The 24,486-nt window shown below is 64.8% G+C and carries 21 protein-coding genes; 14 read left to right on the forward strand and 7 right to left on the reverse strand.

The features are described from left to right. Window positions 1-3: 3 nt before the first annotated feature. The gene (locus H3221_RS02240; RefSeq protein ID WP_196473890.1) at window positions 4-951 is read right to left on the reverse strand and encodes an alpha/beta fold hydrolase; all 948 of its coding nucleotides are present in this window, start codon (window positions 949-951) and stop codon (window positions 4-6) included. A 93-nt stretch (window positions 952-1,044) separates the two neighbouring features. Further along, complete coding sequence (locus tag H3221_RS02245; protein WP_196473891.1) at window positions 1,045-1,944, reverse strand: AEC family transporter; 900 nt, start codon at window positions 1,942-1,944, stop codon at window positions 1,045-1,047. Window positions 1,945-2,216: 272 nt separating this feature from the next. Between H3221_RS02245 and H3221_RS02250 the strand changes: the two genes are divergently transcribed. Continuing rightward, on the forward strand, window positions 2,217-2,600 hold the full coding sequence (locus H3221_RS02250) for a hypothetical protein (protein WP_196473892.1): 384 nt from the start codon (window positions 2,217-2,219) through the stop codon (window positions 2,598-2,600). A 61-nt stretch (window positions 2,601-2,661) separates the two neighbouring features. On the opposite strand, the gene H3221_RS02255 is transcribed toward H3221_RS02250, so the two are convergent. Both H3221_RS02255 and H3221_RS02260 read right to left on the reverse strand, forming a co-directional pair. Next, window positions 2,662-3,741 carry a fatty acid desaturase family protein gene (locus tag H3221_RS02255; protein ID WP_196473893.1) on the reverse strand — a complete coding sequence of 360 codons (1,080 nt, stop codon included), beginning with the start codon at window positions 3,739-3,741 and terminating at the stop codon, window positions 2,662-2,664. Further along, on the reverse strand, window positions 3,741-4,829 hold the full coding sequence (locus H3221_RS02260; protein WP_196473894.1) for a ferredoxin reductase: 1,089 nt from the start codon (window positions 4,827-4,829) through the stop codon (window positions 3,741-3,743). Before H3221_RS02260 ends, H3221_RS02255 begins: the two co-directional genes overlap by 1 nt. Window positions 4,830-4,977: 148 nt before the next feature. Here H3221_RS02260 and fabR point away from each other — a divergent pair, with 148 nt between their 5' ends. The 10 genes from fabR to azu all read left to right on the forward strand — a co-directional run bounded on the left by fabR (window position 4,978) and on the right by azu (window position 13,164). Then, complete coding sequence (fabR, locus tag H3221_RS02265) at window positions 4,978-5,613, forward strand: HTH-type transcriptional repressor FabR (RefSeq protein ID WP_196473895.1); 636 nt, start codon at window positions 4,978-4,980, stop codon at window positions 5,611-5,613. A gap of 163 nt (window positions 5,614-5,776) precedes the next feature. Continuing rightward, a complete protein-coding gene (ureE, locus tag H3221_RS02270) occupies window positions 5,777-6,277 on the forward strand; it encodes an urease accessory protein UreE (RefSeq protein WP_196473896.1) in 501 nt (166 codons plus the stop codon). Between the two features lie 52 nt (window positions 6,278-6,329). Beyond that, complete coding sequence (locus H3221_RS02275) at window positions 6,330-7,004, forward strand: urease accessory protein UreF (protein ID WP_196473897.1); 675 nt, start codon at window positions 6,330-6,332, stop codon at window positions 7,002-7,004. Window positions 7,005-7,020: 16 nt separating this feature from the next. Then, window positions 7,021-7,635, forward strand: a complete 615-nt coding sequence (gene ureG, locus H3221_RS02280; RefSeq protein ID WP_003246865.1) for an urease accessory protein UreG — start codon at window positions 7,021-7,023, stop codon at window positions 7,633-7,635. A gap of 22 nt (window positions 7,636-7,657) precedes the next feature. After that, a complete protein-coding gene (locus H3221_RS02285; RefSeq protein ID WP_196473898.1) occupies window positions 7,658-8,230 on the forward strand; it encodes a HupE/UreJ family protein in 573 nt (190 codons plus the stop codon). A gap of 216 nt (window positions 8,231-8,446) precedes the next feature. Further along, the gene (locus H3221_RS02290) at window positions 8,447-9,361 is read left to right on the forward strand and encodes a glycerophosphodiester phosphodiesterase (protein WP_196473899.1); all 915 of its coding nucleotides are present in this window, start codon (window positions 8,447-8,449) and stop codon (window positions 9,359-9,361) included. Window positions 9,362-9,883: 522 nt separating this feature from the next. Then, complete coding sequence (locus H3221_RS02295; RefSeq protein ID WP_196473900.1) at window positions 9,884-10,498, forward strand: LysE family transporter; 615 nt, start codon at window positions 9,884-9,886, stop codon at window positions 10,496-10,498. Between the two features lie 236 nt (window positions 10,499-10,734). Next, the gene (locus tag H3221_RS02300) at window positions 10,735-11,322 is read left to right on the forward strand and encodes an LOG family protein (RefSeq protein WP_196473901.1); all 588 of its coding nucleotides are present in this window, start codon (window positions 10,735-10,737) and stop codon (window positions 11,320-11,322) included. Window positions 11,323-11,388: 66 nt separating this feature from the next. Continuing rightward, window positions 11,389-12,324: a DUF808 domain-containing protein gene (locus tag H3221_RS02305; protein ID WP_196473902.1), complete on the forward strand. Its 936-nt coding sequence runs from the start codon at window positions 11,389-11,391 to the stop codon at window positions 12,322-12,324. A 390-nt stretch (window positions 12,325-12,714) separates the two neighbouring features. Next, window positions 12,715-13,164: an azurin gene (gene azu, locus H3221_RS02310; RefSeq protein WP_196473903.1), complete on the forward strand. Its 450-nt coding sequence runs from the start codon at window positions 12,715-12,717 to the stop codon at window positions 13,162-13,164. A gap of 49 nt (window positions 13,165-13,213) precedes the next feature. On the opposite strand, the gene H3221_RS02315 is transcribed toward azu, so the two are convergent. From H3221_RS02315 to H3221_RS02325, 3 genes are all read right to left on the reverse strand, one after another. After that, complete coding sequence (locus tag H3221_RS02315) at window positions 13,214-14,107, reverse strand: transglutaminase family protein (RefSeq protein WP_196473904.1); 894 nt, start codon at window positions 14,105-14,107, stop codon at window positions 13,214-13,216. Further along, complete coding sequence (locus H3221_RS02320; RefSeq protein WP_196473905.1) at window positions 14,104-16,590, reverse strand: circularly permuted type 2 ATP-grasp protein; 2,487 nt, start codon at window positions 16,588-16,590, stop codon at window positions 14,104-14,106. The genes H3221_RS02315 and H3221_RS02320 overlap by 4 nt, the downstream gene beginning before the upstream one ends. A 105-nt stretch (window positions 16,591-16,695) precedes the next feature. Next, complete coding sequence (locus H3221_RS02325; RefSeq protein ID WP_196473906.1) at window positions 16,696-19,989, reverse strand: transglutaminase family protein; 3,294 nt, start codon at window positions 19,987-19,989, stop codon at window positions 16,696-16,698. A 222-nt stretch (window positions 19,990-20,211) separates the two neighbouring features. On the opposite strand from H3221_RS02325, the gene H3221_RS02330 reads away from it, so the two are divergent. Genes H3221_RS02330 through H3221_RS02340 form a run of 3 tightly spaced genes read left to right on the forward strand, consistent with a single transcriptional unit; the run spans window position 20,212 to window position 24,403 of the window. Further along, complete coding sequence (locus H3221_RS02330; RefSeq protein WP_196473907.1) at window positions 20,212-20,994, forward strand: efflux RND transporter periplasmic adaptor subunit; 783 nt, start codon at window positions 20,212-20,214, stop codon at window positions 20,992-20,994. Further along, window positions 20,991-22,310: an efflux RND transporter periplasmic adaptor subunit gene (locus tag H3221_RS02335; protein ID WP_196473908.1), complete on the forward strand. Its 1,320-nt coding sequence runs from the start codon at window positions 20,991-20,993 to the stop codon at window positions 22,308-22,310. The genes H3221_RS02330 and H3221_RS02335 overlap by 4 nt, the downstream gene beginning before the upstream one ends. Continuing rightward, window positions 22,307-24,403, forward strand: a complete 2,097-nt coding sequence (locus tag H3221_RS02340; protein WP_196473931.1) for an efflux RND transporter periplasmic adaptor subunit — start codon at window positions 22,307-22,309, stop codon at window positions 24,401-24,403. Before H3221_RS02335 ends, H3221_RS02340 begins: the two co-directional genes overlap by 4 nt. Window positions 24,404-24,486 lie beyond the last annotated feature (83 nt).

The raw sequence follows: 24,486 nt of genomic DNA on the forward strand, positions 1-24,486 counted from the left end.
GCCTCAACGTGCCAGGAAGCTGATAAGCACCGCGACGGTGCGCTGCGGCTCCTCTTCCTGGGGCACGTGGCCGAGGGCTTCGAACAGCACCAACTGGCTGCCCTCGATATCGGCGGCGAAACGCTTGGCATTGCTCACAGGAATCAGCCGGTCCCGCCCCCCCCAGATGATCAGCGTGGGCAATTCGAGTTCGCCAATGCGCTCATGCAGCTCGCCGCTGGGAGCCTGGGCGAAGCGCTGGCGCAAGGCCTGACGATTGCCGGCACGCAGGGTCAGTTGGTAGTAACGCTCGACCAGTCCGTCATCGACCTTGTCTGGATCGCCATAAACGTTGCGCACGCTCGACTCGATCATGCTTCGCGGCAACAGCCGGCCCATCAACGGCGCCAAGGCAGGAATGCCGGCCAGACGAAAGCCTATCGGCACCGACTCGGCATTGCGCGGGTAGCCGGCAGCATCCACCAGCACCAGACGCGCACTGCGCTCGGGATGAGCCAGGGCAAAGCGCCAGGCCAACTGGCCGCCGAAACTGTTGCCGACCAGCACCACGCGATTGACCCGCAGATGATCGAGCAGAGCCAGGAGGAAATGCGTGTAGTGCTCAACGCGGTAATCGCCATCGGGAAATGGTCCGGTCAGGCCGAAACCGGGTAAGTCCAGGCTGATCACGCGACGCTGCCTGGCCAGCTCTTTTACCCAACCTTCCCAGGTGTGCAGGCTGGCGGAGGTACCGTGCAGCAGCAGGATGGGCTCGGGGTCATCGCGCCGCCCCTGGTCACGCAGGTGCACCGACATGCCATCGATCTCGACGAACTGCGAAGGCGGTGGCGCCCAGCGCGCAGTGAGTTCGTCCAGCGGGCGATCCGGAGCCCAACTGAGCGTGACGAAGGCAGCAAGAGTCAACCCGAACACCAACAGCAGGCCGAGCAGCATGCGGGCGAATCGTTTCATCGATGCAGTCCTGAACAGAGCGGGAAGCGCGATGCTAGCCAGGCATCGCGTCTACGCCTATCGCCCGGAAGAACGAATCTCCAGGCGATGCACTCAGAAGCCCACCAGCAGCATCCACAACGGCAGTGAAACCGCCGCCAGCAGCGTGGACAGCGAAATCGCCGCGCTGACGCTGCGACTGTCCTCCGCGCTACGGGCAAAGGCCATCACGTTGACCCCGCTGGGGCAGGCAGCGAGCAGCACCAGCACGCTGCGCGCCGTCTCGTTCAGACCGGGGAGCTGGCCACTGAGCCACCACACCAGCGCCGGGAACAGCAGCAGCTTGGCCAAGGCCACCCCCCAGGCCTCGCCGGTAGGGCGCAGGCGATAACGCGACAGGCTGGCGCCAAGCACGATCAGCGCGCAGGGCAGCGCGGCCTGGCCGAGCCAGGTGATTGCCCGCCACAAACTGTCCGGCAGTTGCAGCCCGGACAGGTTGAGCAGTGCGCCCAGTCCCAGGCCGATGATCATGGGGTTGGCCAGGTTCTTCAGCAGCGCGCGACCGTCAACGCGTTCCTGGCTGCCAAAGGCGGCGTAGAAACTGTGCAGGGAAAACAGCGTGAGGCTGTGGAACACCAGGATGGCGAACACGTAGAGCAGACCATCGTTACCCATCAGGCTGGCGATCAGCGGGATGCCCACCAGCACGTTGTTGGAGAACGCCGCCACCAATCCCAGCGGCGTCGCTGTACCGCGACGCCAGTGCGCCAGCGCGTTGACCGCAACGAACACCAGCAGTACCGGCAGGTAATAGGCCAACAGCAGCATCGGCGACAGGCCTTCGGCCAGCGATGCCTTGGCGATGCCGGCGAACAGCAGCGTCGGCATGAACAGCTTGAAGGTGATGTTGGCCAAGCCGGCCGCCGACTCGTTGGTGAGCCACTGGCGCCAGCCGAGCAGATAGCCGAGAACGATCAGAGCGAAGATCGGCAAAATTGCCTGTGCCGCGAGCATTGCTGAGCCTGCCTCCAGGGAACTGAGAAGAGGACGGATCGAGCACGACCCGCAAGGGTCGCCAAGCATACGCGCGCCCGGCATTCAGCGCGATGCCTCGCCAAACATTCGTCGCCACGTTTGACACCCGACCACAAGGCCCGAGATAGAGCCTCCCGCTAGAGTATTGAGGGGGTCGATGTTCACTATCAAGCCAGTCAAGTTCTTATCTGCGCTCATGTCCTCAAGAATTGCCTCCGACGCTACTTACTACTCCTCAAGGAGACATCGACATGAAAGCTCAATTGACCCTCGTCACTCTGGCCCTTAGCCTGATCACCACCACCGTATTCGCCGCCTCGAGCAGCGCGCCCTTCCCTCTGGTGGGCGAAGCCAAGGACAGCCAGGTACAACAGCAACCCATCGCACCGCTGGCCGAAGACGGCTCCGACCGCACGCCGGGCGCCCAACGCATCCACCTGGCTGAAGACGGTTCTGACCGCACTCCCGGCAGCCAGCGCATCCAGCTGGTAGAGGGTGGCTATGAGCGTACCCCAGGTGCACAGCGCATCCAGCTGGCCGAAGGTGGCTACGAGCGCACGCCGGGCGCCCAGCGTGTTCAGCTGGCCGAGGGTGGTTCCGATCGCCTGATCGAGCAGCGTGGCCACACGGCCTGAGCCCTGTCGTAACCCCCCAAAGCCCGGCGCATGCCGGGCTTTTTTATGCCTTTCACGCGAGTCACGTCATCCCGGCAGCGGGCAAACGGTAGATCCAGATACGCCGCAGCACGGTCGAGAACTGCCCCCACAAGGTGCCGCAGTTGTAATGCTGGCCATAGCGCTGGGCGATCAGGCGCACCTCACGCGCCACTTCGGCATAGCGCCGTGCGGGCAGATCCGGGAACAGGTGATGCTCGATCTGATGGCTGAGGTTGCCGGTCAGGATATGCAGCAGCGGCCCACCGGACAGGTTGCTCGAACCGCGTAACTGACGCAGGTACCAGTGCCCACGCGTCTCCCCCTGCAGAACCTCGGGTGCGAACACCGCCGCCTGCTCGGTGAAATGACCGCAGAAGATCACCAGAAAGGTCCACAGGTTGCGCAGCAGGTTGGCCACCAGATTGCCTGTCAGCACGGCCAGCGCATTGGCACCGAACAGCAAGGCCAGTAGCGGAAACGCCAGGTAGTCCTTGCCCCACTGCCGCGCCAGCTTGGCGCCGAATTGACGCGCCAGCGGACGCACCTCTTCCTTGCTGATGCGGCCTTTCACCAGCTTGTCCAGACGCAGGTGCTGGATCGCCACGGCGTACTGGAACAGCAGCGCCTGGATCGTCACCCACAGCGGCTGCCAACGATAGAACGGCTTCCAGCGCTGCTCGGGGAACAGGCGCACCACGCCGTAGCCAACGTCATCGTCCATGCCCAGCACGTTGGTGTAGGTGTGATGCACGTGGTTATGGGTGTGCCGCCAGAAATCGGCGGGCCCGACGATGTCCCATTCGTACTGGCGGCCAGCGAATTCCGGATCGTTCATCCAGTCGTACTGGCCGTGCATCACGTTGTGGCCCAGCTCCATGTTCTCGAGGATCTTGCCCAGCCCTAGCAAGAAGGTGCCGAGCAGCCAGGTCGGCGGAAACCAACCGAACATCAGCAGCGCACGGCCACTCCAGCAGCAAAAACGCACCACGCCACGCACACGGCGGATATAACGCGCATCGGTCTCGTCCAGATCGGCCAGAGTACGCTGGCGCAGAGCATCCAGCTCCTGGCCGAAAGCTTCGAGTTCGGCGGGGTTCAACTCACGATCAACACGAGCCATCACAGATCGACCTCCACGTCCCCATGCGGGGCACTGACACATAGGCGTATGGGTTGATTGGGTTCGGCGAACAGCTCACCGCTGCGCAGATCACGCACCGTGCCGGCCAGCAGCAAACAGGTGCAGCTGGCGCAGATGCCCTGGCGACAGCCATGAGCTGGACGCAAACCATTGGCTTCGGCCTGCTCCAGCAGGCTGGCATTGCCGTTACCCAGTGCCTGCTGGCGGCTGCGGGCAAAGCTCAGGCGCACCTCAGGTGTCTGCTCCTCGGTCAGCACCGCCAGCGGGCTGAAACTTTCCGACTGCAGGCTGGTGCCGCGCCCGGCATCGCGCCACCAGCCGCACGCCGTGTCGACAAAACCGCGCGGACCGCACACCAGCAAGTGTTCGGCAGTCAGGGCAGCGATGTGATCGGCCGTCAGCCGGCCATCAGCCTCGGCACTGAAGGCCCAGCGCACCTGGAAGTTGGTGTAGCGCGCAGCCAGCGCCTGCAGCTCCTCGGCAAAGGCCTGCTGACCGTGACGACGGACCTGATGCAGCAGCGTCACAGGCGCAGAAAAGCCACGCGCCAGTGCATCACGCAACAAACCGAGCAACGGTGTGATGCCACTGCCAGCCGCCAGCAGCAACACGGCGTCCTGCTCCTGCGGCCAAACGAACTCGCCAAATGCCTGACCCAGCTCGATCACCTTACCCACCTCCAGATGATCGAGCAGCAGATTGGACAGGCGCCCGCCCGGCTGGCGCTTGATCGCAAGCTCGATACGCCCGTCGGCTGCCACCGAAGTGAGGCTGTAACTACGTCCGTGGCGCACACCGTCCTGCTCCAGATAAACCTGGACATGCTGCCCGGCCCGCCAGTCCCGCGCATTTCCATTGCAGCGCAGTTGCAGTGCCAGCATATCGTCGGCCACCCAACGCCGCGCCTCGACGCTGGCGAATACGCGGTTGAGACGCAGCGCCGGATGCAGCGAGCGCAAACACAGGTCGATATCCGCCTCGCGCAGCCAGCCGGTCGCACAGAGCCGGCGCAGCGGTCGCAGACATCCCGCAGCATGCCGCGCCAATGACAGGGAAAGCAGAGCCATCAGAAAAAATCCAGTGAACACTTGCTCACAAGGCTGACAGATAGCCTGCATTTCAGTCAACAGTCGTTCACCGAGCTGAATCTGCGCGGTTCGACGCTGGCGCCGCGCATTTGCTAGAGTGCGGCATCGCTCAACGACCCGATTTCGCATGACGCCACGCGCCGAACAGAAGCAGCAGACTCGCCAGTCACTGATGGACGCCGCCCTCGCCCTAATGGAGAGCGGGCGCGGCTTTGGCAGCCTGAGCCTGCGCGAGGTGACGCGCGTCGCCGGTATCGTGCCTACCGGTTTCTACCGCCACTTCGCCGACATGGACGAGCTGGGCCTGGCGCTGGTGGCAGAGGTGGGCGAAACCTTCCGTGCGGCGATCCGCCAGGTGCGCCGCCATGAGTTCGAGATGCGCGGCATGATCGACGCCTCGGTGCGTATCTTCCTCGCCGAAGTGGCCGCCAATCGCGCTCAGTTCCTGTTCCTCGCCCGCGAGCAGTACGGCGGCTCGCAGCCCGTACGCCAGGCCGTTTCGGCCCTGCGCGAACGCATCACCAGCGACCTGGCCGCCGACCTCAAGCTGATGAACCGCATGCCGCACCTCGATGATGCAGCGCTCGACGTGGTGTCGGATCTGGTGGTGAAGACGGTATTCGCCACCTTGCCCGAACTGATCGATCCGCCCGCCGAAACCTTGCCGGCGCACCTCACGGCAGAGGCCAAGGTCATCCAGCAACTGCGCTTCATCATGGTCGGTGGCAAGCACTGGCTGGGTCTGGGCAAGCCCTCCGAGTAGCGCGCACCACAACCGTGCGCGCACAGAAAAAACGCACCAAATAAATCCTGACTGCTTCGCCAAGTTATCCACAGCACGCAGAAATGCGCTTCCTTGCGCCACTCTCCAGCCTTGGCAAGCCACTTGCACTATTTCCGGGCACATTACCCCGGAATAAGCACAGATGCTGGTGATCCACGCCCGAATCGCACCGCAGAGTACCTGCGACGCCGAACTGGAACTGACCTTCGAAGCGCGCAGCAAAAGCCGCCTGCGCTGTTTCACCACCAGCGGTGAGGAGGTCGGCCTGTTTCTCGAGCGAGGCCAGCCAGCACTGGCCGACGGCGAATGCCTGCAGGCCAGGGACGGACGTATCGTCCGCGTACGCGCCAAGGCCGAGCCGCTGCTGCACGTCACCTGCGCCAGCCCGTTCGAACTGATGCGCGCCGCCTACCACCTTGGCAATCGCCATGTCGCCCTGCAACTGGGCGACGGCTGGCTGCGCCTGCCTGACGACTACGTGCTCAAGGCCATGCTCGAACAGCTCGGCGCCACGGTCGAAGCCATCGAAGCGCCCTATCAGCCCGAGCAAGGCGCCTATGGCGGCGGCCACCATCACTCCCATCATGGCGACGAGGAATTCAACTACGGCCCGCGCCTGCACCAGTTCGGTGTGCGCAAATGACGCAGAACCTATCGAGTCAAACAGGGTGCGCCACGCGCACCAGGGCAAAACCATGAAACCCGCCTGGGCTCTTCTGCGCCTGGCCAGCCCACAACTACCCATCGGCGGCTACAGCTATTCGCAGGGCCTGGAATGGGCTATCGACAGTGGCCTGATCACGGATGCCGATAACGCCGAACGCTGGCTGGCCGATCAACTGACGCTCAACCTCGCCCGCTTCGAAGCACCATTGCTGCTGGCTCACTGTCGCGCTGCGCAAGAAGGTGACTGGCCGCACCTGCAGGCGCTGGCCGAACAGCACCGCGCCAGTCGTGAAACCCGCGAGCTGGCCCTGGAGAGCCGGCAGATGGGTTATTCGCTGCGGCAACTGCTCGAAGGCCTGCCCGAGCTGGACGAGGCGGCGCGCGAAGCACTTGCAGCCCAGGACGAGCCCGGCCTGGCCGTGACCTGGGCGCTGGCCGCACGCGCCTGGCAGATCAGTCCGGACGATGCCCTGGCCGCCTGGCTCTGGGGCTGGCTGGAAAATCAGCTGGCCGTATTGATGAAAGTGCTGCCGCTGGGCCAACAGGCCGCCCAGCGCCTGACCAGCCGCCTGCTACCGCAACTCGAGGCCGCCCAGCAGCAGGCTGCCACCTTTTCCCCCGAACACTGGGGCAGCGCCGCCTTCGGCCTGGCCCTGGCGAGCATGGCGCACGAGCGCCAGTACTCGCGTCTCTTCCGCTCCTGACGAGGAACATCAGCACATGAACAGCCAACCCCTGCGTGTCGGCATCGGCGGCCCGGTCGGTTCCGGCAAGACCGCCCTGACCCTGGCCCTGTGCCGCGCCCTGCGCGAGCGCTACAACATCGCCGTGGTCACCAACGACATCTACACCCAGGAAGACGCCCAGTTCCTGGTGCGCAACGAGGCCCTGGAGCCCGAACGCATCATCGGCGTGGAAACCGGCGGCTGCCCGCATACCGCCATTCGCGAGGACGCCTCGATCAACCTGGAAGCCGTGGAGCAGCTCAACCGCCGCTTCCCCGGCCTGGACCTGATCATCGTCGAATCCGGTGGTGACAACCTCTCGGCCACCTTCAGCCCCGAGCTATCGGACCTGACCCTGTACGTGATCGACGTATCCGCCGGCGACAAGCTGCCGCGCAAGGGCGGCCCCGGCATCTGCAAGTCCGACCTGCTGGTGATCAACAAGGTCGATCTGGCGCCCATGGTCGGCGCCTCCCTGGAGGTGATGGAGCGCGACACCCTGAAGATGCGCGGCGACAAGCCCTTCGTCTTCAGCAACCAGAAAATCGGCCAGGGTCTCGACGAGATCATCGCCTTCATCGAACGCCAGGGCATGCTCACGGCGGCCTGATTCCCCATTCAAGGAGATACTCATGAATCTGCGCAAAACCCTCTACACCATCGCCCTGTTCTGCACCCCGGCGCTGGCCTTCGCCCACCCTGGGCACGGCGACTCCGGGATCATGGCCGGCCTGGCCCATCCGGTGTTCGGCCTGGATCACCTGCTGGCGATGTTCGCCGTCGGCCTGTGGGCTGCGCAGCAGAGTGGCGCGGCGCGCTGGGCGCTGCCTGTGACATTCGTCGGCACCATGCTGGTCGGCGGCCTTCTCGGCTTCGCCGGCGTGGAAATCCCGCTGATGGAAACCGGCATTGCCGGTTCGGTGCTGGCCTTCGGTCTGCTGGTGGCGGTGGCTGCACGCCTGCCCATGGTGGTTTCGGTCGCGCTGACCGCCATCTTCGCCCTCACCCACGGCGTCGCCCACGGCCTGGAGCTGCCGAACCTGGCCAGCCCCTTCGGTTATGCCATCGGCTTCATCGTCGCTACCGCTGCGCTGCACGCCATCGGTTTCGCCCTGGTGCGCTTTCTACCGCAAGCGGCGGCGCCGCTGGTACGCATCGCTGGCGCAGCCTCGGCAGTCACCGGTGCCTGGCTGCTGGCCAGCTAAGCGCCGACAACCCCTGGGGACGATTCTATCGTTCCAGGACACCCGCGGTGCGCGCGGCACATCCGACCTCATCCCGTAGGGTGCGCCATGCGCACCGATGTCGCCGCCTACATCGCAGACACTGCCGGTAGCGGTGCGCTACCGGCGTTTGCGTGGCACTTGCCAACGCCCCTGCGCTGGGGCACAAAGTCCCGAACCGCTCTCGAGACCCCGCCCATGCTGCGCTTCACTCGATTTCTGCTCGTCCCGCTGCTGCTGATCGGCGTCATCGTGCTGGTGCTGAAACTGACCAGCCGTCCGGCGAGCTTGCCTGCGGTTCTCGTAGACCTCGGCGAACGCCCTCTGGTGATCGCCCATCGCGGTGGCAAGGGGCTGTGGCCGGAGAACACCCTGTTCGCCTTCGAACGCGCCACTGCCCTCGGAGCCGACATGCTGGAGATGGACCTGCACCTGAGTCAGGACGCCAAGCTGGTGGTGATCCACGATGAAACCCTGGAACGCACCACCAATGGCCAGGGCCCGGTCGCGCACTTCAGCCTCGCCGAACTGCAAGCGCTCGATGCCGGCTATAAATGGACGGCAGATGGCGGTCAGAGCTATCCCTACCGCGGCCAGGGCACGCGTATTGCCGCGCTGGAAGAGGTGTTCGAGCGTTTCCCATTGATCCCCAAGGTGCTCGAAATCAAGGTGCCCGATATCGGCATGGAAGCCGTGCTCTGCGAAATGCTGGCGGCTTATGACCAACTCGATCGGGTCATCGTCGGCAGCTTTCATGAGCGCAGCCTCAAGCGCTTTCGTGAGCTCTGCCCGGAGGTCGCCACCTCGGCCGGACCGGTTTCGGTGCGCCTGCTGCTGGCGCTGAACTGGCTGGGACTGAGCGACCTGCTGTCACCCTCCTATTCAGTGCTGCAGATGCCTCCCCGACATAGCGGCCTGACATTGGCCACCCCGCGCCTGATACGCAATGCACAGGCGCGAGGTTTGCACGTACAGCTGTGGACGATCAACGAGCAGCCCGAAATGCGACGATTGCTGGAAATGGGCGCCAACGGTCTGGTCACCGATTACCCGGATCGTGCCTTGCAACTGCTCGGCCGCCCCACGCAGCTCAGCGCCTTACAGCCACAATGAAGGCCAGCAACTCGCCACGTGCGCACCAGCCAGGCCTGACAGGCGTTCCAAGGTTTTACCACCAGCTTATCCACAGAGCTGCCAACAAAATCCGGGGATAACCTGTTGCCTCCTGGAGTCGCACCCAGAAAACGCTGGACAATCCGCACCTTATCCTTATCGAAACGTCCGTCACCTGGCGCTGCTCAAAAAAAGAACGAAGCGCTGAGAGCCACGTCAAATGAGACCTACAGCAAAGCTTACAGCGCTTATCAACAAAAATATCCACAGCTATCGTGGACAATCAACAATCGCCCGAAAAACGCCTTTGAAATTGTCAACCCTCTGTGCACAAAGGAAAAATTCCGCTGCTCAAATATTCGTCAGCGCGGCCTGAACGACGCACGACGAGGCCGGCAGACGAGCACCACCAGCTTACCCACAGAGATACCCACAGCCCCCGTGGAAAACTTTATTATCAGCGCCTGGCACGCCACCTGCTATGACATCAGGCTTGCCTGCCTCTCCTACTAAGGACACTCCATGTTCAGCTTCTTCCTCGCCGCCATGCTCCTCGGCTTCGTCTTCAACGCCGCGCCGGGTGCCGTGTTCAGCGAAACCCTGCGCCGTGGGCTGCGTGACGGCTACAAACCTGCCTTGCTGGTACAGATAGGCTCGCTGGTGGGCGACGCCACCTGGGCCGCCCTGGGCCTGACCGGCCTGGCGCTGCTGCTCGACAGCGCACAGATTCGCTATCCGCTGACGCTGGCCAGCGCGCTCTACCTGGCCTGGCTCGGTTATCAGTCACTGCGCGACGCCCATCGCCCGCCGCACCCCAGCGACGATGGTCAGGTCGCCGCCGGTAGTGCCTTCGCCGCCGGCGCTGCGCTGTCGCTGACCAACCCGCAGAACATCGTCTACTGGGCCGCCATGGGCGGGGCGATGGCGGCCATCGGCGTCGCTCAGCCAACGCCGACGCACCTGGCGGTGTTCTTCGCCGGTTTCATGGTTTCTTCGCTGCTCTGGTGCTTCATCTGCGCCGGTCTGGTGGACTGGTTTCGCCGCGCCGCGTCACTGCTCTGGCATCGCCTGACCTACGCAGCCTGTGGCGTGGTGCTGTTGGGCCTGGCCGGGATGAGTGCGATGGAGCTGGTCTGATCGCGCTGCGCCTATCGCCATCATTGAAACAATCTAACGGCGCGCTGCCAGCAACGGGACTAGCCTGAACAACATGTCCCTGCGTCAGGAAGTCGCGCCATGTACCTCAACGACCTGCTCAAACAGTTGCTCGCCAGCTACGCCTGCGCCACCTGCGGCATTGATACGCGGTACTGACGCTTGGTCGGAACGCAGCGGCTGGTTACCCTTGGCGCATTCAGTCAAGGAATCCGTCCATGTCCCTGCATAGCGTTTGTGTCTTCTGTGGTGCCAGTCCTGGCGCCAGTCCCGTCTACCGTGAAGCTGCCGAAGCGCTCGGCCAGCACCTGGCCCAGCGCGGCATTCGCCTGATCTACGGCGGTGGTGCGGTCGGCCTGATGGGTGTGGTCGCCGATGCAGCGCTGAACGCCGGTGGCGAAGTGATCGGCATCATCCCGCAAAGCCTGGAGCGCGCCGAGATCGGCCACCGCAACCTGACCTGCCTGGAAGTGGTGGACGGCATGCATGCACGCAAGGCGCGCATGGCCGAGCTGTCAGACGCCTTCATCGCCCTGCCCGGCGGCCTCGGTACCCTGGAAGAGCTGTTCGAGGTATGGACCTGGGGACAGTTGGGCTACCACGCCAAACCGCTGGGCCTGCTGGAAGTGAACGGCTTCTACAGCAAGCTCGGCGACTTCCTCGATCATCTGGTCGCCGAACGCTTCGTTCGCCCGCAGCACCGCGAGATGCTGCAGATCGCAGGCAGCCCGCAGAACCTGCTCGACGCACTCAGCGAGTGGCGCCCCAGCGCAGCGCCGAAGTGGGTGGATCGCTCGCCGGACTGAGCCTATACGCAGACATGTAACACAATGCTACGCTCTGCGGCTTCTCTCTCTCACGGAAGCCGTAACATGGCCGGAAGCAGCCTGCTCGCCCTGATCGACGATATCAGCAGCGTACTCGATGACGTCGCCACCATGACCAAGATCGCCGCGCGCAAGACCGCAGGCGTGTTGGGCGACGACCTCGCGCTCAATGCCCAGCAGGTCACCGGCGTCAAGGCGGACCGCGAACTGCCGGTCGTCTGGGCAGTGGCCAAGGGTTCGCTGGTCAACAAGGCGATCCTGGTGCCAGCCGCACTGCTGATCAGCGCCGTCGCACCCTGGCTGGTGGTGCCGCTGCTGATGCTCGGCGGTCTGTTTCTCTGCTACGAAGGCGCCGAGAAGCTGATCCACAAACTGCTGCACAAGCAAGAGGATGACGAACAACAGGTGCACCTGAAGGCCATCGCCGATGCGCAGGTGGATCTGGTGGCATTCGAGCGCGACAAGATCCGTGGCGCGGTGCGCACCGACTTCGTGCTGTCGGCCGAGATCATCGCCATCACCCTGGGCACCGTCGCCGCCGCCAGTTTCCTAAATCAGGTGCTGGTGCTCAGCGGTATCGCCCTGCTGATGACCGTGGGCGTGTATGGCCTGGTGGCCGGCATCGTCAAGCTGGACGACGCCGGGCTCTACCTCAGCCAACGCACCAGCGTCTTCGCCCAGGCTTGTGGTCGCGGCATCCTGCGGCTGGCTCCCTGGCTGATGAAGGCATTGTCGGTGATTGGCACCGCGGCCATGTTCATGGTCGGCGGCGGCATTCTCAGTCACGGCCTGCCACCTGTGGAAAGTGCCGTGCATCACGCCGCCGAATGGGTCGCGCGCGATGCCGGCCACCTGCTTTCGGCCATGGTGCCAACGCTGCTCAATGCCCTGCTGGGCATCGTCGCCGGCTTGCTCAGCGTACCGCTGGTCAGCCTCGCCACACGTCTGTGGCAGACGCTACGCAAAAAACCGGTTCACTAGGAGCGCTCATTTTCTCATCAATCGTCTGCGCCCCCTGCCGGGCGCAGTCGAGGCCGGCTTTCCCCAAGCTTATCCACAGCTTGCTCCACATCTTTCGTGGATAACCGGCCAGTGGCTTTCCAGAGACGCGCAAAAGCCTTGACCTCTTGCTCAAGCAATTCATTTCAAAGCATTTTTCAGTGGCGATCAAACCGTCTGGGCAAAAGCTGAGCAGATACCGGGAAAGCCCGCGAGACCAGGCCTGGAACTGGCATTGCAGAGCTTCCCCACAGAATTATCCACAGCTTTTCTGGATAAACAGGCGTGGCGTTCAGTCGCATCCTTAAGTCCCGGAAGCTGTGCGAATCTCTTCAGACCTGACCGGAAATTCACAATCTGGAGGCTTCAAAGATGCTGCGTAACGTTGCTCTGATGGCACTGCTTGGCCTGGCCAGCACACCACTACTCGCTGCCGAATGCTCGGTGGACGTCGAATCGACCGACCAGATGACCTTCAACACCCAGGCCATCTCCGTCAGCAAGAGCTGCAAGACCTTCACGGTCAATCTCAAGCACGTAGGCTCACTGCCCAAGACCGCCATGGGCCACAACTGGGTGCTGAGCAAGACCGCCGACATGCCCGCCGTGGCCACCGAGGGCATTCCTGCCGGCCCGGACGCCAGCTACATCAAGGCCGGTGACGAGCGTGTGATCGCCCATACCGATCTGATCGGCGGCGGCGAAAGCACTTCGGTGACCTTCGACGTCAGCAAGCTGGCGGCAGGCGAGGATTACAGCTTCTTCTGCTCCTTCCCCGGCCACTACTCGCTGATGAAAGGCACCGTGAAGCTGGTCGACTGAGACCGCTACGAACCGTGGGAGATGCGCCTGTCGCACCCTCCCACGACTCTCATCCCAGTGGTAGCACCGTCACCTGCACGTCCGGGTCGTGACTGCCGCCTCCCAGGATCACCCCACGCAACGGCGAGACATCGGAGAAATCCCGGCCCCAGGCCAGGGTGATGTGCTCCAGTGCCGGGCGCACGTTGTTGGTCGGATCGAAATCCACCCAGCCCTGACGCGGGCAATACAGCGACACCCAGGCATGCGAGGCGTCGGCGCCGATCAGGCGCGGCTGGCCGGGCGGTGGCTGGGTCAGCAGGTAGCCGCTGACGTAACGCGCCGCCAGGCCGCGCGAGCGCAGACAGGCGAGCATCAGGTGGGCGAAGTCCTGGCAGACCCCGCGCTTTTCCTCCAGCACCTGCAGCAGCGGCGTCGCAACCTGAGTGGCTTCGGCATCGAAGCTGAACTCATCGAAGATCTTCTGCATCAGCGCCTGGCACGCCTGCAGCAACGGACGCCCCGGCGTGAAGCAATCGTCGGCGTAGTCGGCGAACACCTGCTTGAGACGCACGTAAGGCGACTCGAAACGGTAGCGCGCCGCTTCCAGCAACGCAGGCTCCATCCGTTTGCCGCTGTAGCTGAGCGCGGCGCACGCAGCCTCCCAGTTCGGCGAATCGTCCAGTTCCAGCGGCGCACGCGTGAGCACCTCGACGCGCAGCCGTGCGCTGACCACCAGTGCCTCGTGCGGGCGCTCGAACACCAAACGGGTCAGCGGGTTGCCGAATACGTCCAGGCCGTCGCGACGCTGACAGGGCATCGGGTCGATACGCAGCTCCTGCTCATGACAACGCTGCCAGGGGCATTCGCGCGGCCACAGGTGCGCCAGTTGTTGCGCCAGGGAAACCGGCGCCGAGTACCGGTAATGGGTGTCGTGAAGAACCTGATACGACGCGCTGCTCATGAGGATTGCGTCCGCTGGCTGACATCGACATGGGCGAAGAAGCGCAGCCCGAGATGATCGGAAACCGCGCCGGCGGCCTCGCTGATGGCCACCAGCATATCGGCCAAACCTTCGAGCACCGCCCGGGTGCTGCCGGGGCCGAACAGCGGGTTCTCCAGGCTGGCCAGGCTGAAGCCGGCGAGCTGCTGCTCCAGATAGACCAGGTAGCGCTCGGCCGGCAGCTCGAACCGCTCGTTGAGGCCTTCCAGCGAGCGAAGCAGGGTACGCATCTGGAAGATCACGGCGTGCGGGTTCTGCTCATCGAGCAGCAGCAGGTCGAGTACCGGGATCAACTGCGCTGACGCCAGGTAACGGGTGCGGTAGGTGATGCTGCTGTTGCCCAGCTCCAGCAGCCACTCCAGCGCCGACTGGTCGGTGGCCGAACCGCTGCGCAGGAAGCCGGCGAAGCTATCGCAGAGAAACTGCAAACGCTCGATATAGCGGCCGAGCATGAGAAAGCGCCAGCCGTCGTCGCGTGTCATGTCGTCGAAAGCGAAGCCCGACAGCGCCGCCAGCGACATCAGTAGACGGTTGAGAAAATCCAGTAGCTCGCCGAAGTCGGCCGGCTGACCCTCCAGCAACTGCGCCTCGCGCTGCAACTCCACCAGCGCCTGCCAGTTGGCCTGGGACAGCTTGCCGCGCACGCTGCCTGCAGCCCACTGCAAGCGCTGCAGGTTGGAGCGCAGGCTGGCCGGCCAGTCGCTGCCGAGCAGTGCCTGCAGCAGACGTTCCGCCAGCTCGCCCTCTTCGGGATCTGCCAACAGGCCCAATTCCTGCGCCAGCGCCAGCGCGCTCTGCAGTGCCTGCGGGTCGTCATCGTCATCGACGTAGCGCGCCAGCATAATGCGCAGCAGGCGCGCATTGCCCTCGCAGCGTTCGGCGTAACGACCGAACCAGTAGAGATTCTCCACTACGCGCGAGGGCAGGAAGGGGTCGCTACGCACCAGGTCGGCAGTACCTATGGTGCGTTGCGTCTGCCAGGGCTCGCCGACGCTCTGCCGCGTGCCGAGCACCCAGGTGTCCTTGCTCGCCCCGCCGCGCTGCATCGACACCACCTCGGCATCGGCCTCGGCGGCCACGCGGGTCAGGCCTCCGGGCATCACCCGGTAGCCATCGGCACTGGCCACGGCAAACACGCGCATGCCGATGGCCCGCGGCTGCAAACCGCTGCCATCCCACACTGGTGCCTGCGACAGCTTGGCCCGCGCTTGCGCAACGTAGGCGTAGGGGCGTGCCTGCAGTCGTTCAGCCAGCCTGGCACGCTGCGCCTCGTCCAGATCGCGGCCGAACACCGGGGTGAAGCTCTGCGAGGGGAAGGCCGGGCGCACCAGCAACTGGTCGAGTTGCTCCAGCGCCTCGTCCAGCACCGGCGGCTCACCGCCCCACCAACTGGCAATGGACGGCAGCATGAGTTCCTCACCGAGCAGGTGCTCGCTGATCGCTGGTAAAAAGCCGGGCAGGCCGGGCGATTCCAGTACACCGCTGCCCAGGGCATTGGCCACCAGCACGCGACCACGGCGCACGGCTTCGAGCAGGCCAGGGACGCCGAGGGCGGAGTCGGTGCGTAGCTCCAGCGGGTCGCAGTAGTCATCGTCGAGGCGGCGCAGCACCGCATGTACGCGGCGCAGGCCAGCCAGGGTCTTGAGGTAGAGGGTGGCGTCGCGCACGGTCAGGTCGCTGCCTTCGACCAGCGGATAGCCAAGCTGGCGCGCCAGATACAGGTGTTCGAAATAGCTTTCGTTGAAACGCCCCGGCGTCAGCAGCACCACCAGCGGTGTTTCGCCGCCGCTCGGGGCCTGGCGCGCCAGGGTGTCCTGCAGGGTGCGGAAGAAGCTGGCCAGGTACTGCACGCGCAGGTCGCGGTACAGCTCGGGGAAGGCGCGCGAGACGATCTGCCGGTTCTCCAGCGCGTAGCCAGCCCCGGAGGGTGCCTGGGTGCGGTCGGCGGTAACCCACCAACGACCGTCCGGCGCGCGGGCCAGATCCACTGCATACAGGTGCAGCCAGGTGCCCCCCGGCGCCTGCATGCCCTGGCACGGCCAGAGGAAGTTGTTATGGCCAAACACCAGTTCGGTCGGCAGCAGGCCTTCGGCGATCAGCTTCTGCGGGCCGTAGAGATCGGCCAGCACGCGGTTGAGCAGGGTCGCGCGCTGCGCCACGCCGGCGGCTATCTGCTGCCACTCGTCAGCCGGGATCAGGTTGGGTAGCAGGTCCAGCTCCCATGGCCGATCGGCACCATCAGGGTCAGCGTAGACGTTGTAGGTAACCCCATTTTCCTGGATCTGCCGCGCCAGCATGGCTTCGCGCTGCGCCAGGTGCTCGGGGCGGCTGCGTGCCAGTTGCTCGTAGAGACGGCGCCAGTGTGGGCGTACGTTGCCCTTGGCGTCGAGCAGTTCGTGGTAGGCGCCGTTGGGCGGAGGGTACTCAGCTAGCAGGTCGTGCATGGCAGGCTCGGCAGTGGCAAGGCGGTGCGGCTTTATGCTCCCCTCTCCCATTTATGGGAGAGGGGAATGATCGCGGTAGCCGACACTCAGGTGAGCAACATGTCGTCAGGCGCGACGCAGATCCAGGGTCATCGGCAGTTCATTATTGTCTATCGGCTGCATGACAGGGCGCTTGCCTGGGCTGTGACCCAATCGGAAGAAGCGCGCCAGGCGACGGCTCTCCGCCTCGTAGGCATTGACCGGTAGGCTGTCGTAGTTGCGACCGCCGGGATGCGCCACATGGTACTGGCAACCGCCCAGCGAGCGCTGCATCCAGGTATCGACCAGATCGAATACCAGCGGCGCGTGCACGCCGATGGTTGGCTGCAGGCAACTGGCCGGCTGCCAGGCACGAAAGCGCACGCCGCCAACGAACTCACCGACCTTGCCCGTCGGGCGCAAGGGCACCGGCACGCCGTTACAGGTCAGCACGTAGCGATCCGGCGCCATGCCACATACTTTCACCTGCATGCGCTCCAGCGACGAGTCGACGTAGCGTACCGTACCGCCGGTAGCGCCCTCCTCGCCCAGCACGTGCCAAGGCTCCAGCGCCTGGCGCAGCTCCAGGTCGATACCCTTGACGGCAAAATCACCGGCCTTGGGAAAACGGAACTCCAGATGCGGGGCGAACCACTCGCTGCGCAGGCGATAGCCGAAGGCGCCCAGCTCTTGCAGCACGTCGGCGAAATCCTGCTCGATGAAGTGCGGCAGCAGGAAGCGGTCGTGCAACTCGCTGCCCCAGCGCACCAGTTTCGCCGGCTGGTAGGGCTCCTGCCAGAAACGGGCGATCAGCGCGCGCAGCAGCAGTTGTTGAGCCAGGCTCATCTGCGCATGCGGCGGCATCTCGAAAGCGCGCAACTCGAGCAGGCCGAGGCGGCCACTGGCCGAATCCGGCGAGTACAGCTTGTCGATGCAGAACTCGGCGCGGTGCGTGTTGCCGGTGACGTCAACCAGCAGGTTGCGCAGCAGCCGGTCGACCAGCCAGGGCGGGCAATCGCGGCCCGGCTCGGGCATCTGCGCGAAGGCGATCTCCAGCTCATACAAGGCATCGTTGCGCGCCTCATCCACACGCGGCGCCTGCGAGGTCGGCCCGATGAACAGGCCGCTGAACAGGTAGGACAGCGACGGATGGTTGTGCCAGTAACTGATCAGGCTGCGCAGCAGGTCGGGGCGACGCAGGAACGGCGAATCCCCCGGCGTGGCGCCGCCGAGGACGAAGTGGTTGCCGCCGCCGGTGCCAGTGTGGCGCCCGTCGATCATGAACTTCTCGCTGGACAGGCGCGACTGGCGCGCTGCCTCGTAGAGAAATTCGCAGCGCTCGACCAGTTCATCCCAGCTTGCAGCCGGGTGGATGTTAACCTCGATCACGCCTGGATCGGGGGTGACGCGGAAGAACTGCAGGCGTGGGTCCAGCGGCGGCTCATAGCCTTCCAGCAAGACCGGACAACTGAGCTCGGCAGCGACGTCCTCGATGGCAGCGACCAGCTCCAGGTAGTCTTCGAGATGGCTAAGCGGCGGCATGAACAGATACAGGCGACCCTCGCGCGGCTCGGCACAGAGCGCGGTGCGCACGATACCGGCAGCCGATTGCCCACTGGCCGGCCTCGCGCTCTGCGGGCCGGCACTGGCGCCGCGCCAGACACCGCGCAGCTGACGCTGGATTTGCGCCGGGCTAGGCAGCGGCGGCAGCGCCTGACTGGGGTCGACCGGATTGACGTAGGGGTAGTCGGCCTGACTGACCCAGGGCATGGAATCCAGCGGCAGGCGATAGCCCAGCGCCGAATCGCCGGGCAACAGACGGCAATGTTCGTCACGCAGGAACCAGCGCCCACTTTGCCAGCCCTCGCCGACCACCTGACGAGCCAACGGCAGCACATGCCCCACCACCGAGTCGAGCCCCTGATCGAACACCTTGCGCAGGCGCTCGCGCTCAAGCGGGTCGCTCAGGCGCGGATCGTCCGGAGTGACGTTGTCCGGCAGCTTGCGCTCGCGCCACAGGTAGTAGAACCAGTCTTCATAGGCGGGAAAGACGTTACCGCCGTCCACGCCCAGATGCGCCGCCAGGGTGGCGAGAAAGCGCGCGGCCGTTTCTGCCGTGGCACCATAGCCACGCTTCTCATCGGCCAGCAGCTTGGGGTCATGCCACAGCGGTTCGCCATCGCGGCGCCAGAAGCAGTTAAGCGACCAGCGCGGCAACTGCTCGCCGGGGTACCACTTGCCCTGGCCGAAATGCACCAGCGCCTTGGGCGCGTAATGACTGCGCAGGCGGTAGAACAGGTCGGCAGCCAGGCGGCGCTTGTTCGGCCCGAGCGCGGCAGTGTTCCACTCGTCATCATCGGGGTAATCAAGGGCAACGAAGGTCGGCTCGCCGCCCATGGTCAGGCGCACATCGTGCTTGAGCAGGTCATCATCGATCTGTCGGCCCAGCGCCTGGATCGCCTGCCACTGCGCCTCGCTGTAGGGCTTGGTAACGCGCGGTGCCTCCCACACGCGCTCGACGCTCATCAGGTGCTCGAACTCCACCTCGCACTCGTCCAGCCCACCCGTGATCGGCGCCGCCGAGGAGGGCTCCGGGCTGCAGGCCAGCGGGATATGGCCTTCGCCAGCAAACAGACCTGAAGTCGGGTCGAGACCGATCCAGCCGGCACCCGGCAAATACACCTCGCACCAGGCGTGCAGGTCGGTGAAGTCCTTGTCGGTGCCGGAGGGGCCGTCGAGGGCCTTGACGTCGGCAGTGAGCTGGATCAGGTAGCCGGAGACGAAGCGCGCCGCCAGGCCCAGGTGACGCAGCAACTGCACCAGCAGCCAGGCCGAATCACGGCACGAACCGGCGGCCAGCTCGAGCGACTGCTCGGGCGTCTGCACGCCCGGCTCCATGCGGATCAGGTAGCGGATGTCGGCCGACAGGCGCTGGTTCAGCTCGACCAGAAAGTCGATGCTGGGCACCGGCTCGCGGGATATGCCGGCCAGGTACTTGGCGAACAGCGGCGTGGCCTGCAGCTTGACCAGATACGGCGCCAGCTCGCGCTGCTCGCCCTCGGTGTAGGCGAAAGGGATGTGCTCGGCGTAGGGCTCGAGGAAGAAGTCGAAGGGATTGAACACCGCCATCTCGGCGACCAGGTCCACCTCGACCTTGAACTCGCGCGTCTTCTCGGGGAACACCAGGCGCGCCAGGTAGTTGCCCTGCGGGTCCTGCTGCCAGTTGATGAAGTGTTCGCCCGGCTCGACCTTCAGCGCATAGGAAAGGATGCGTGTTCGGCTGTGCGGTGCCGGCCGCAGACGTACGACTTGTGGCCCAAGGTTCACCGCACGGTCGTAGCGGTAGTGGGTGACATGGTGCAGCGCGACATGAATCGACACGGCGGCCTCCTGCTAGCCTGGACGATACTCAGTGCAGCGCAAGACTTATGCCAGGGCTCAGACCACGCGCCAGCTAGGCCGGCCAGACAGCCCACGCACCAGAAGCAGGCCGTGCACGCACCAGAGTCGACATCATGCACCATATAGATGCGCAGTTACGGCCAATTTGCCGGGCCCGACTTCTGCCGTAGACTGCGCTGACTTCATGCAAGGACGTATGCCATGCCGCGCCACAGCCCTCTTTCGCCCCTCCTCGGCCTGCTGTTCTTGGCGTTCAGCCCGTTACTCTGGGCCGACGACCCGCTGCTCGATTCACCGACTCCCACCTCCACCCAATCCGGTGAGCGCCAGGTGCGCGGCATCCTGCGCGCGCAAAACCAGGCGGTACTGTCCAGCGAACTGCCTGGCCGCATTATCGAAATGCCGTTCAGCGATGGCCAGGATTTCAACAAGGGCGACGTTCTGGTGCGCTTTGACTGCAGCGCTTACCAGGCCCAGCTCAATGCGGCCCAAGCCGCCACTCGCGCCACCCGTGAAGAGCTGAACCACAAGAAGCAGTTGGCCGCCCTCAATTCGGTTGGCCGCTTCGAAGTGGCACTGGCCGAGGCTAGGCAGGCTCAGGCTCAGGCGGAAACCCAGGTGTATCAGGTACAGGTGAAGCGCTGCAGCGTTGTCGCCCCCTTCGATGGCCGTGTGGTTATGCGCCGCGCACAACCCCACGAAAGCGTAGCCAGTGGCACCCCGCTGCTGGAGGTCGTGGATAACGGCACGCTGGAAATTTATCTGCTGGTGCCGTCCAACTGGCTTAGCCGCTTGCAGCCGGGCCAAACCTTCGACTTCACTCCCGACGAAACCGGCAAGCCGCTCAAGGCCAAGGTCAAGCGCCTGGGCGCGCGTATCGATGAGGGCAGCCAAACCCTTCTGCTGATCGGTAGCCTGTCCGATGATGCCAAGGGCTTGCTCGCCGGCATGAGTGGCACGGCCCAGTTCCAGGTGACGGAATGAACGCACCGCTGCCCAGCACGGCCGAACGCGCATTCGCCCTGTTTCTCGGGCTCGAGCAACAGGCGCGCAAAGCCGGTAACACCGAGCAACTGGCCTTCGCCATGGTCAATGACGGCCAGGCACTGTTCGGCTTCCGCCACGCAGCCCTGCTGATCGCCGGCAGGGTGCAGGCGTTGACCGGTATCAGCGTGGTGGAAGCGCATGCACCGTTCGTGGCCTTCGTCGAACGCGCCACCTCGGCCTTGCTCAAGCACGGCCGACTGGATGAAGGCCACAGCGTCGACCCTACCCAGTTGGACGAGCAGGCCCGCGCCGACATGAACGACCTGTCCGCCCCGCATGCCTATTGGCTGCCGCTGAAAAGCCGCAGCGGCGAAACCTTCGGTGGCCTATGGCTGGCTCGCGACACCCCCTTCAGCGAAGCGGAGCAATCGTTGCTCAGGCAGTTGGCCGATACCTACGCCCACGCCTGGCTGGCGCTGCAACCGCACAAGCCCTGGCGCATGCGTTGGCCGCGCAAGAAGCTGCTGGCCGTCGCGGCGGCGCTCTCGCTCCTGTTGCTGATCCCGGTACGCCAGTCGGTACTGGCACCTGCCGAAGTCGTCCCGCTGGGTGGCCGGGTGGTCGCCGCGCCGCTGGATGGCGTGATCGCCGAATTTCTGGTCAAGCCCAATCAAAGCGTCACCGCCGGTGACCTGCTGGTGCGCTTCGAGGCTACCAGCCTCAAGGCTCAGGCCGATGTGGCCGAACGCGCACTGGGCGTGGCCGAGGCCGAACTCAAGGCCAACAGCCAGCGCGCCTTCGCCGATACCGAATCCGGCGCCCGCCTCGACCTGCTGGCCGCACGCGTCGAACAGAAGCGCGCCGAACGCGACTATGCCAGGCAGCTGCTGGCCCGCAGCGAAGTACGCGCTGAACGCTCAGGCATCGCCGTTTTCGCCGATGCCGAACGCCTGACCGGCAAGCCCGTGCAGACTGGCGAACGGCTGATGCAGATCGCCGACCCGAGCCAGGCCGAGTTACGCATCGAACTGCCGGTGGGTGACGCCATCGCCCTGCAGCCGGGCGCCGAAGTGGCGCTGTTTCTCGACAGCGACCCACTCGATCATCATGAGGCCCAGCTGGAGCGCTCCGCCTACGAAGCGCAGACCACCGCCGCTGGGCAATTGGCCTACCGACTGGATGCGCGCTTCGTCGATACTCCACCACGTGTAGGGCTGCGTGGCACTGCCAAGCTGTTCGGTGATCGTGCGCCGCTGGCCTATTACCTCCTGCGCCGGCCTCTGGCCGCGGCCCGCCAGAGCCTGGGTTTCTGATGCTGCCTGCCCTGCGCCCCGATCTGCAGCTATCACAAGCTGCACCCGGCCTCGACGGCGCCCCGCAATGGACGCTGGCGGACCCGCTACGCGGTCGCTACTTCAAACTCGGCGCCGCCGCCGTGCGCCTGCTGCGTCACTGGACGCTGGGCGAGCCGCAGCGCGTGTTGGCGGCTGCCAATGCCGAGCCTGGCCTGCCCCTGGGTCAGGCCGAACTCGAGGACATGCTGCGCTTTCTCAGCAGCCATGACCTGATCGCAGCCCTGGATGACAAGCAGCGTGCCAGCTACGCGATGAAAGCCGCCGCCCAGCGCCAGAGCCCGTGGAAGCGGGTCCTGCATCAATACCTGTTCTTCCGAATTCCGCTGTGGCGGCCCGATCCCTTCCTCAATCGCGCCTGGCCCGTGCTCGAACGCCACGCCCCCTGGCTGCTGCGCTGGGGCCTGCCGCTGGTCTTTGTGCTGGGCTTGTTCCTGGTGATGCGCGATTGGCAGCGCTTCCTCGCCACCTTCCCCCATCTGTTCAGCCTCGGAGGCGCATTGGCCTTCGGCATCGCGCTGACCTTCGCCAAGCTCTGTCACGAGTTCGGCCACGCCTTCATGGCCAAGCGCGCCGGCTGCCGGGTACAGAGCATGGGCCTGGCCTTCATGGTGTTGCTGCCGATGTTCTACACCGATGTCAGCGATGCCTGGCGCGTGCGCAACCGGCGTTCGCGACTGCTGATCGGAGCAGGCGGCGTGTTTGCCGAACTGCTGCTGGCGGTGCTGGCACTGCTGGCCTGGTCATTGCTGCCGGACGGCCCCTTGCGTACCTCGGCCTTCATGCTGGCCAGCGCGACCTGGATCACCACGTTGGTGATCAACCTCAATCCCTTCATGCGCTTCGATGGCTACTTCCTGATCAGCGATCTGTGGGGCGTCGATAACCTGCAGAACCGTGCCTTCGCCCTGTGTCGCTGGCGCCTGCGCGAAGCCCTGTTCGGCTATGGCGAACCGGCGCCGGAACCCTGGTCACCCAGCATGACCCGGCGTCTGCTGATCTGGGGCTACGGCTCCTGGATATGGCGCGCAATTCTGTTCCTCGGCATCGCCTTGGCGGTCTATCACCTGTTCTTCAAGGTGCTCGGCATCTTCCTGATGGTGGTTGAACTGCTCTGGTTCATTGGCCTGCCCATCTGGCGCGAGCTGGGCGAATGGTGGCAACGCCGTGAGCAGGCCGACTCACGCAAGGTGCTGATCACCGGCCTGAGCCTTGGCGCGGTAATGCTGGTGCTCATCGTGCCCTGGCGCAGTTCGGTGGAAATCCCTGCAGTGCTCGAAGCCTCACGCACCAGCGCCTTGCATGCGCCGGTGGCCTCGCGCTTGAAAGCCGTGCACGTGCAAGACGGGCAGAGCGTGGCAGTCGGCGACCTGCTGCTGGAACTGGATTCGCCCGACCTGGACTCACGCCAGAACATTGTCCGGCGCGAGACCGAAATTCTCCAGCTGCAACTCCGCCGCCAGTCCGCACGCAGCGAAACGGCGGCCGATGCAGGCATCCTCGAACAACGTCTGGCCGAAGCCGTGACCGAGTACCGCGGCCTGGCTGCCCAGCGTGAGCGTCTGCAGCTACGCGCACCGCAGGCTGGTGTGGTACGCGACCTGCAACGCGACCTGAGCGTGGATCGCTGGCTGCACCCTGCCGAATCACTTGCACGCATCGTCGAGCCGGGGCTACGTCTGCGCGGCTATCTGGCCGAAGAAAACCTCTGGCGGATCGAAACGGGCAGCGAAGGACGCTTCATCACTGACGACCCGGCGCGCCCGGCGGTGAAAGTACGCCTGGAGGAAGTGGACGCCACCGGCGTCGCCTATCTGGAACTGGAAGCGCTCAGCTCGGATCACGGCGGCCCCATCGCCGTACGCCGTGACGCACAGCGCCGCGCAGAACCTGTGCAAGCACAGTACGGCGTGCGTCTGACGCTATTGGATAACCACATCCATCCCGATCACCCACTGCGCGGCGTGGTGATACTGGACGGAGAGCGGCAGTCGCTGCTGGGCGCGGCCTGGCGGCGGATCGCGGCGCTCGGCGTGCGCGAGAGCGGCTTTTAATTATTGGTCTGCACGCACCGTCAGGTGCCGATCTGGCGGCCATTGACATCTAGACTCAATGCGACCCTAATCCGCTTACCCAC

The organism is Pseudomonas chaetocerotis (genome assembly GCF_015712105.2).
GTDB lineage: Bacteria > Pseudomonadota > Gammaproteobacteria > Pseudomonadales > Pseudomonadaceae > Aquipseudomonas > Aquipseudomonas chaetocerotis.

Excerpts from the sequence above, each read along its gene's own strand:
- H3221_RS02240 (WP_196473890.1), bottom strand. The coding sequence starts at position 951 with ATGAAACGATTCGCCCGCATGCTGCTCGGCCTGCTGTTGGTGTTCGGG.
- H3221_RS02245 (WP_196473891.1), bottom strand. The coding sequence starts at position 1,944 with ATGCTCGCGGCACAGGCAATTTTGCCGATCTTCGCTCTGATCGTTCTC.
- H3221_RS02250 (WP_196473892.1), top strand. The coding sequence starts at position 2,217 with ATGAAAGCTCAATTGACCCTCGTCACTCTGGCCCTTAGCCTGATCACC.
- H3221_RS02255 (WP_196473893.1), bottom strand. The coding sequence starts at position 3,741 with ATGGCTCGTGTTGATCGTGAGTTGAACCCCGCCGAACTCGAAGCTTTC.
- H3221_RS02260 (WP_196473894.1), bottom strand. The coding sequence starts at position 4,829 with ATGGCTCTGCTTTCCCTGTCATTGGCGCGGCATGCTGCGGGATGTCTG.
- fabR (WP_196473895.1), top strand. The coding sequence starts at position 4,978 with ATGACGCCACGCGCCGAACAGAAGCAGCAGACTCGCCAGTCACTGATG.
- ureE (WP_196473896.1), top strand. The coding sequence starts at position 5,777 with ATGCTGGTGATCCACGCCCGAATCGCACCGCAGAGTACCTGCGACGCC.
- H3221_RS02275 (WP_196473897.1), top strand. The coding sequence starts at position 6,330 with ATGAAACCCGCCTGGGCTCTTCTGCGCCTGGCCAGCCCACAACTACCC.
- ureG (WP_003246865.1), top strand. The coding sequence starts at position 7,021 with ATGAACAGCCAACCCCTGCGTGTCGGCATCGGCGGCCCGGTCGGTTCC.
- H3221_RS02285 (WP_196473898.1), top strand. The coding sequence starts at position 7,658 with ATGAATCTGCGCAAAACCCTCTACACCATCGCCCTGTTCTGCACCCCG.
- H3221_RS02290 (WP_196473899.1), top strand. The coding sequence starts at position 8,447 with ATGCTGCGCTTCACTCGATTTCTGCTCGTCCCGCTGCTGCTGATCGGC.
- H3221_RS02295 (WP_196473900.1), top strand. The coding sequence starts at position 9,884 with ATGTTCAGCTTCTTCCTCGCCGCCATGCTCCTCGGCTTCGTCTTCAAC.
- H3221_RS02300 (WP_196473901.1), top strand. The coding sequence starts at position 10,735 with ATGTCCCTGCATAGCGTTTGTGTCTTCTGTGGTGCCAGTCCTGGCGCC.
- H3221_RS02305 (WP_196473902.1), top strand. The coding sequence starts at position 11,389 with ATGGCCGGAAGCAGCCTGCTCGCCCTGATCGACGATATCAGCAGCGTA.
- azu (WP_196473903.1), top strand. The coding sequence starts at position 12,715 with ATGCTGCGTAACGTTGCTCTGATGGCACTGCTTGGCCTGGCCAGCACA.
- H3221_RS02315 (WP_196473904.1), bottom strand. The coding sequence starts at position 14,107 with ATGAGCAGCGCGTCGTATCAGGTTCTTCACGACACCCATTACCGGTAC.
- H3221_RS02320 (WP_196473905.1), bottom strand. The coding sequence starts at position 16,590 with ATGCACGACCTGCTAGCTGAGTACCCTCCGCCCAACGGCGCCTACCAC.
- H3221_RS02330 (WP_196473907.1), top strand. The coding sequence starts at position 20,212 with ATGCCGCGCCACAGCCCTCTTTCGCCCCTCCTCGGCCTGCTGTTCTTG.
- H3221_RS02335 (WP_196473908.1), top strand. The coding sequence starts at position 20,991 with ATGAACGCACCGCTGCCCAGCACGGCCGAACGCGCATTCGCCCTGTTT.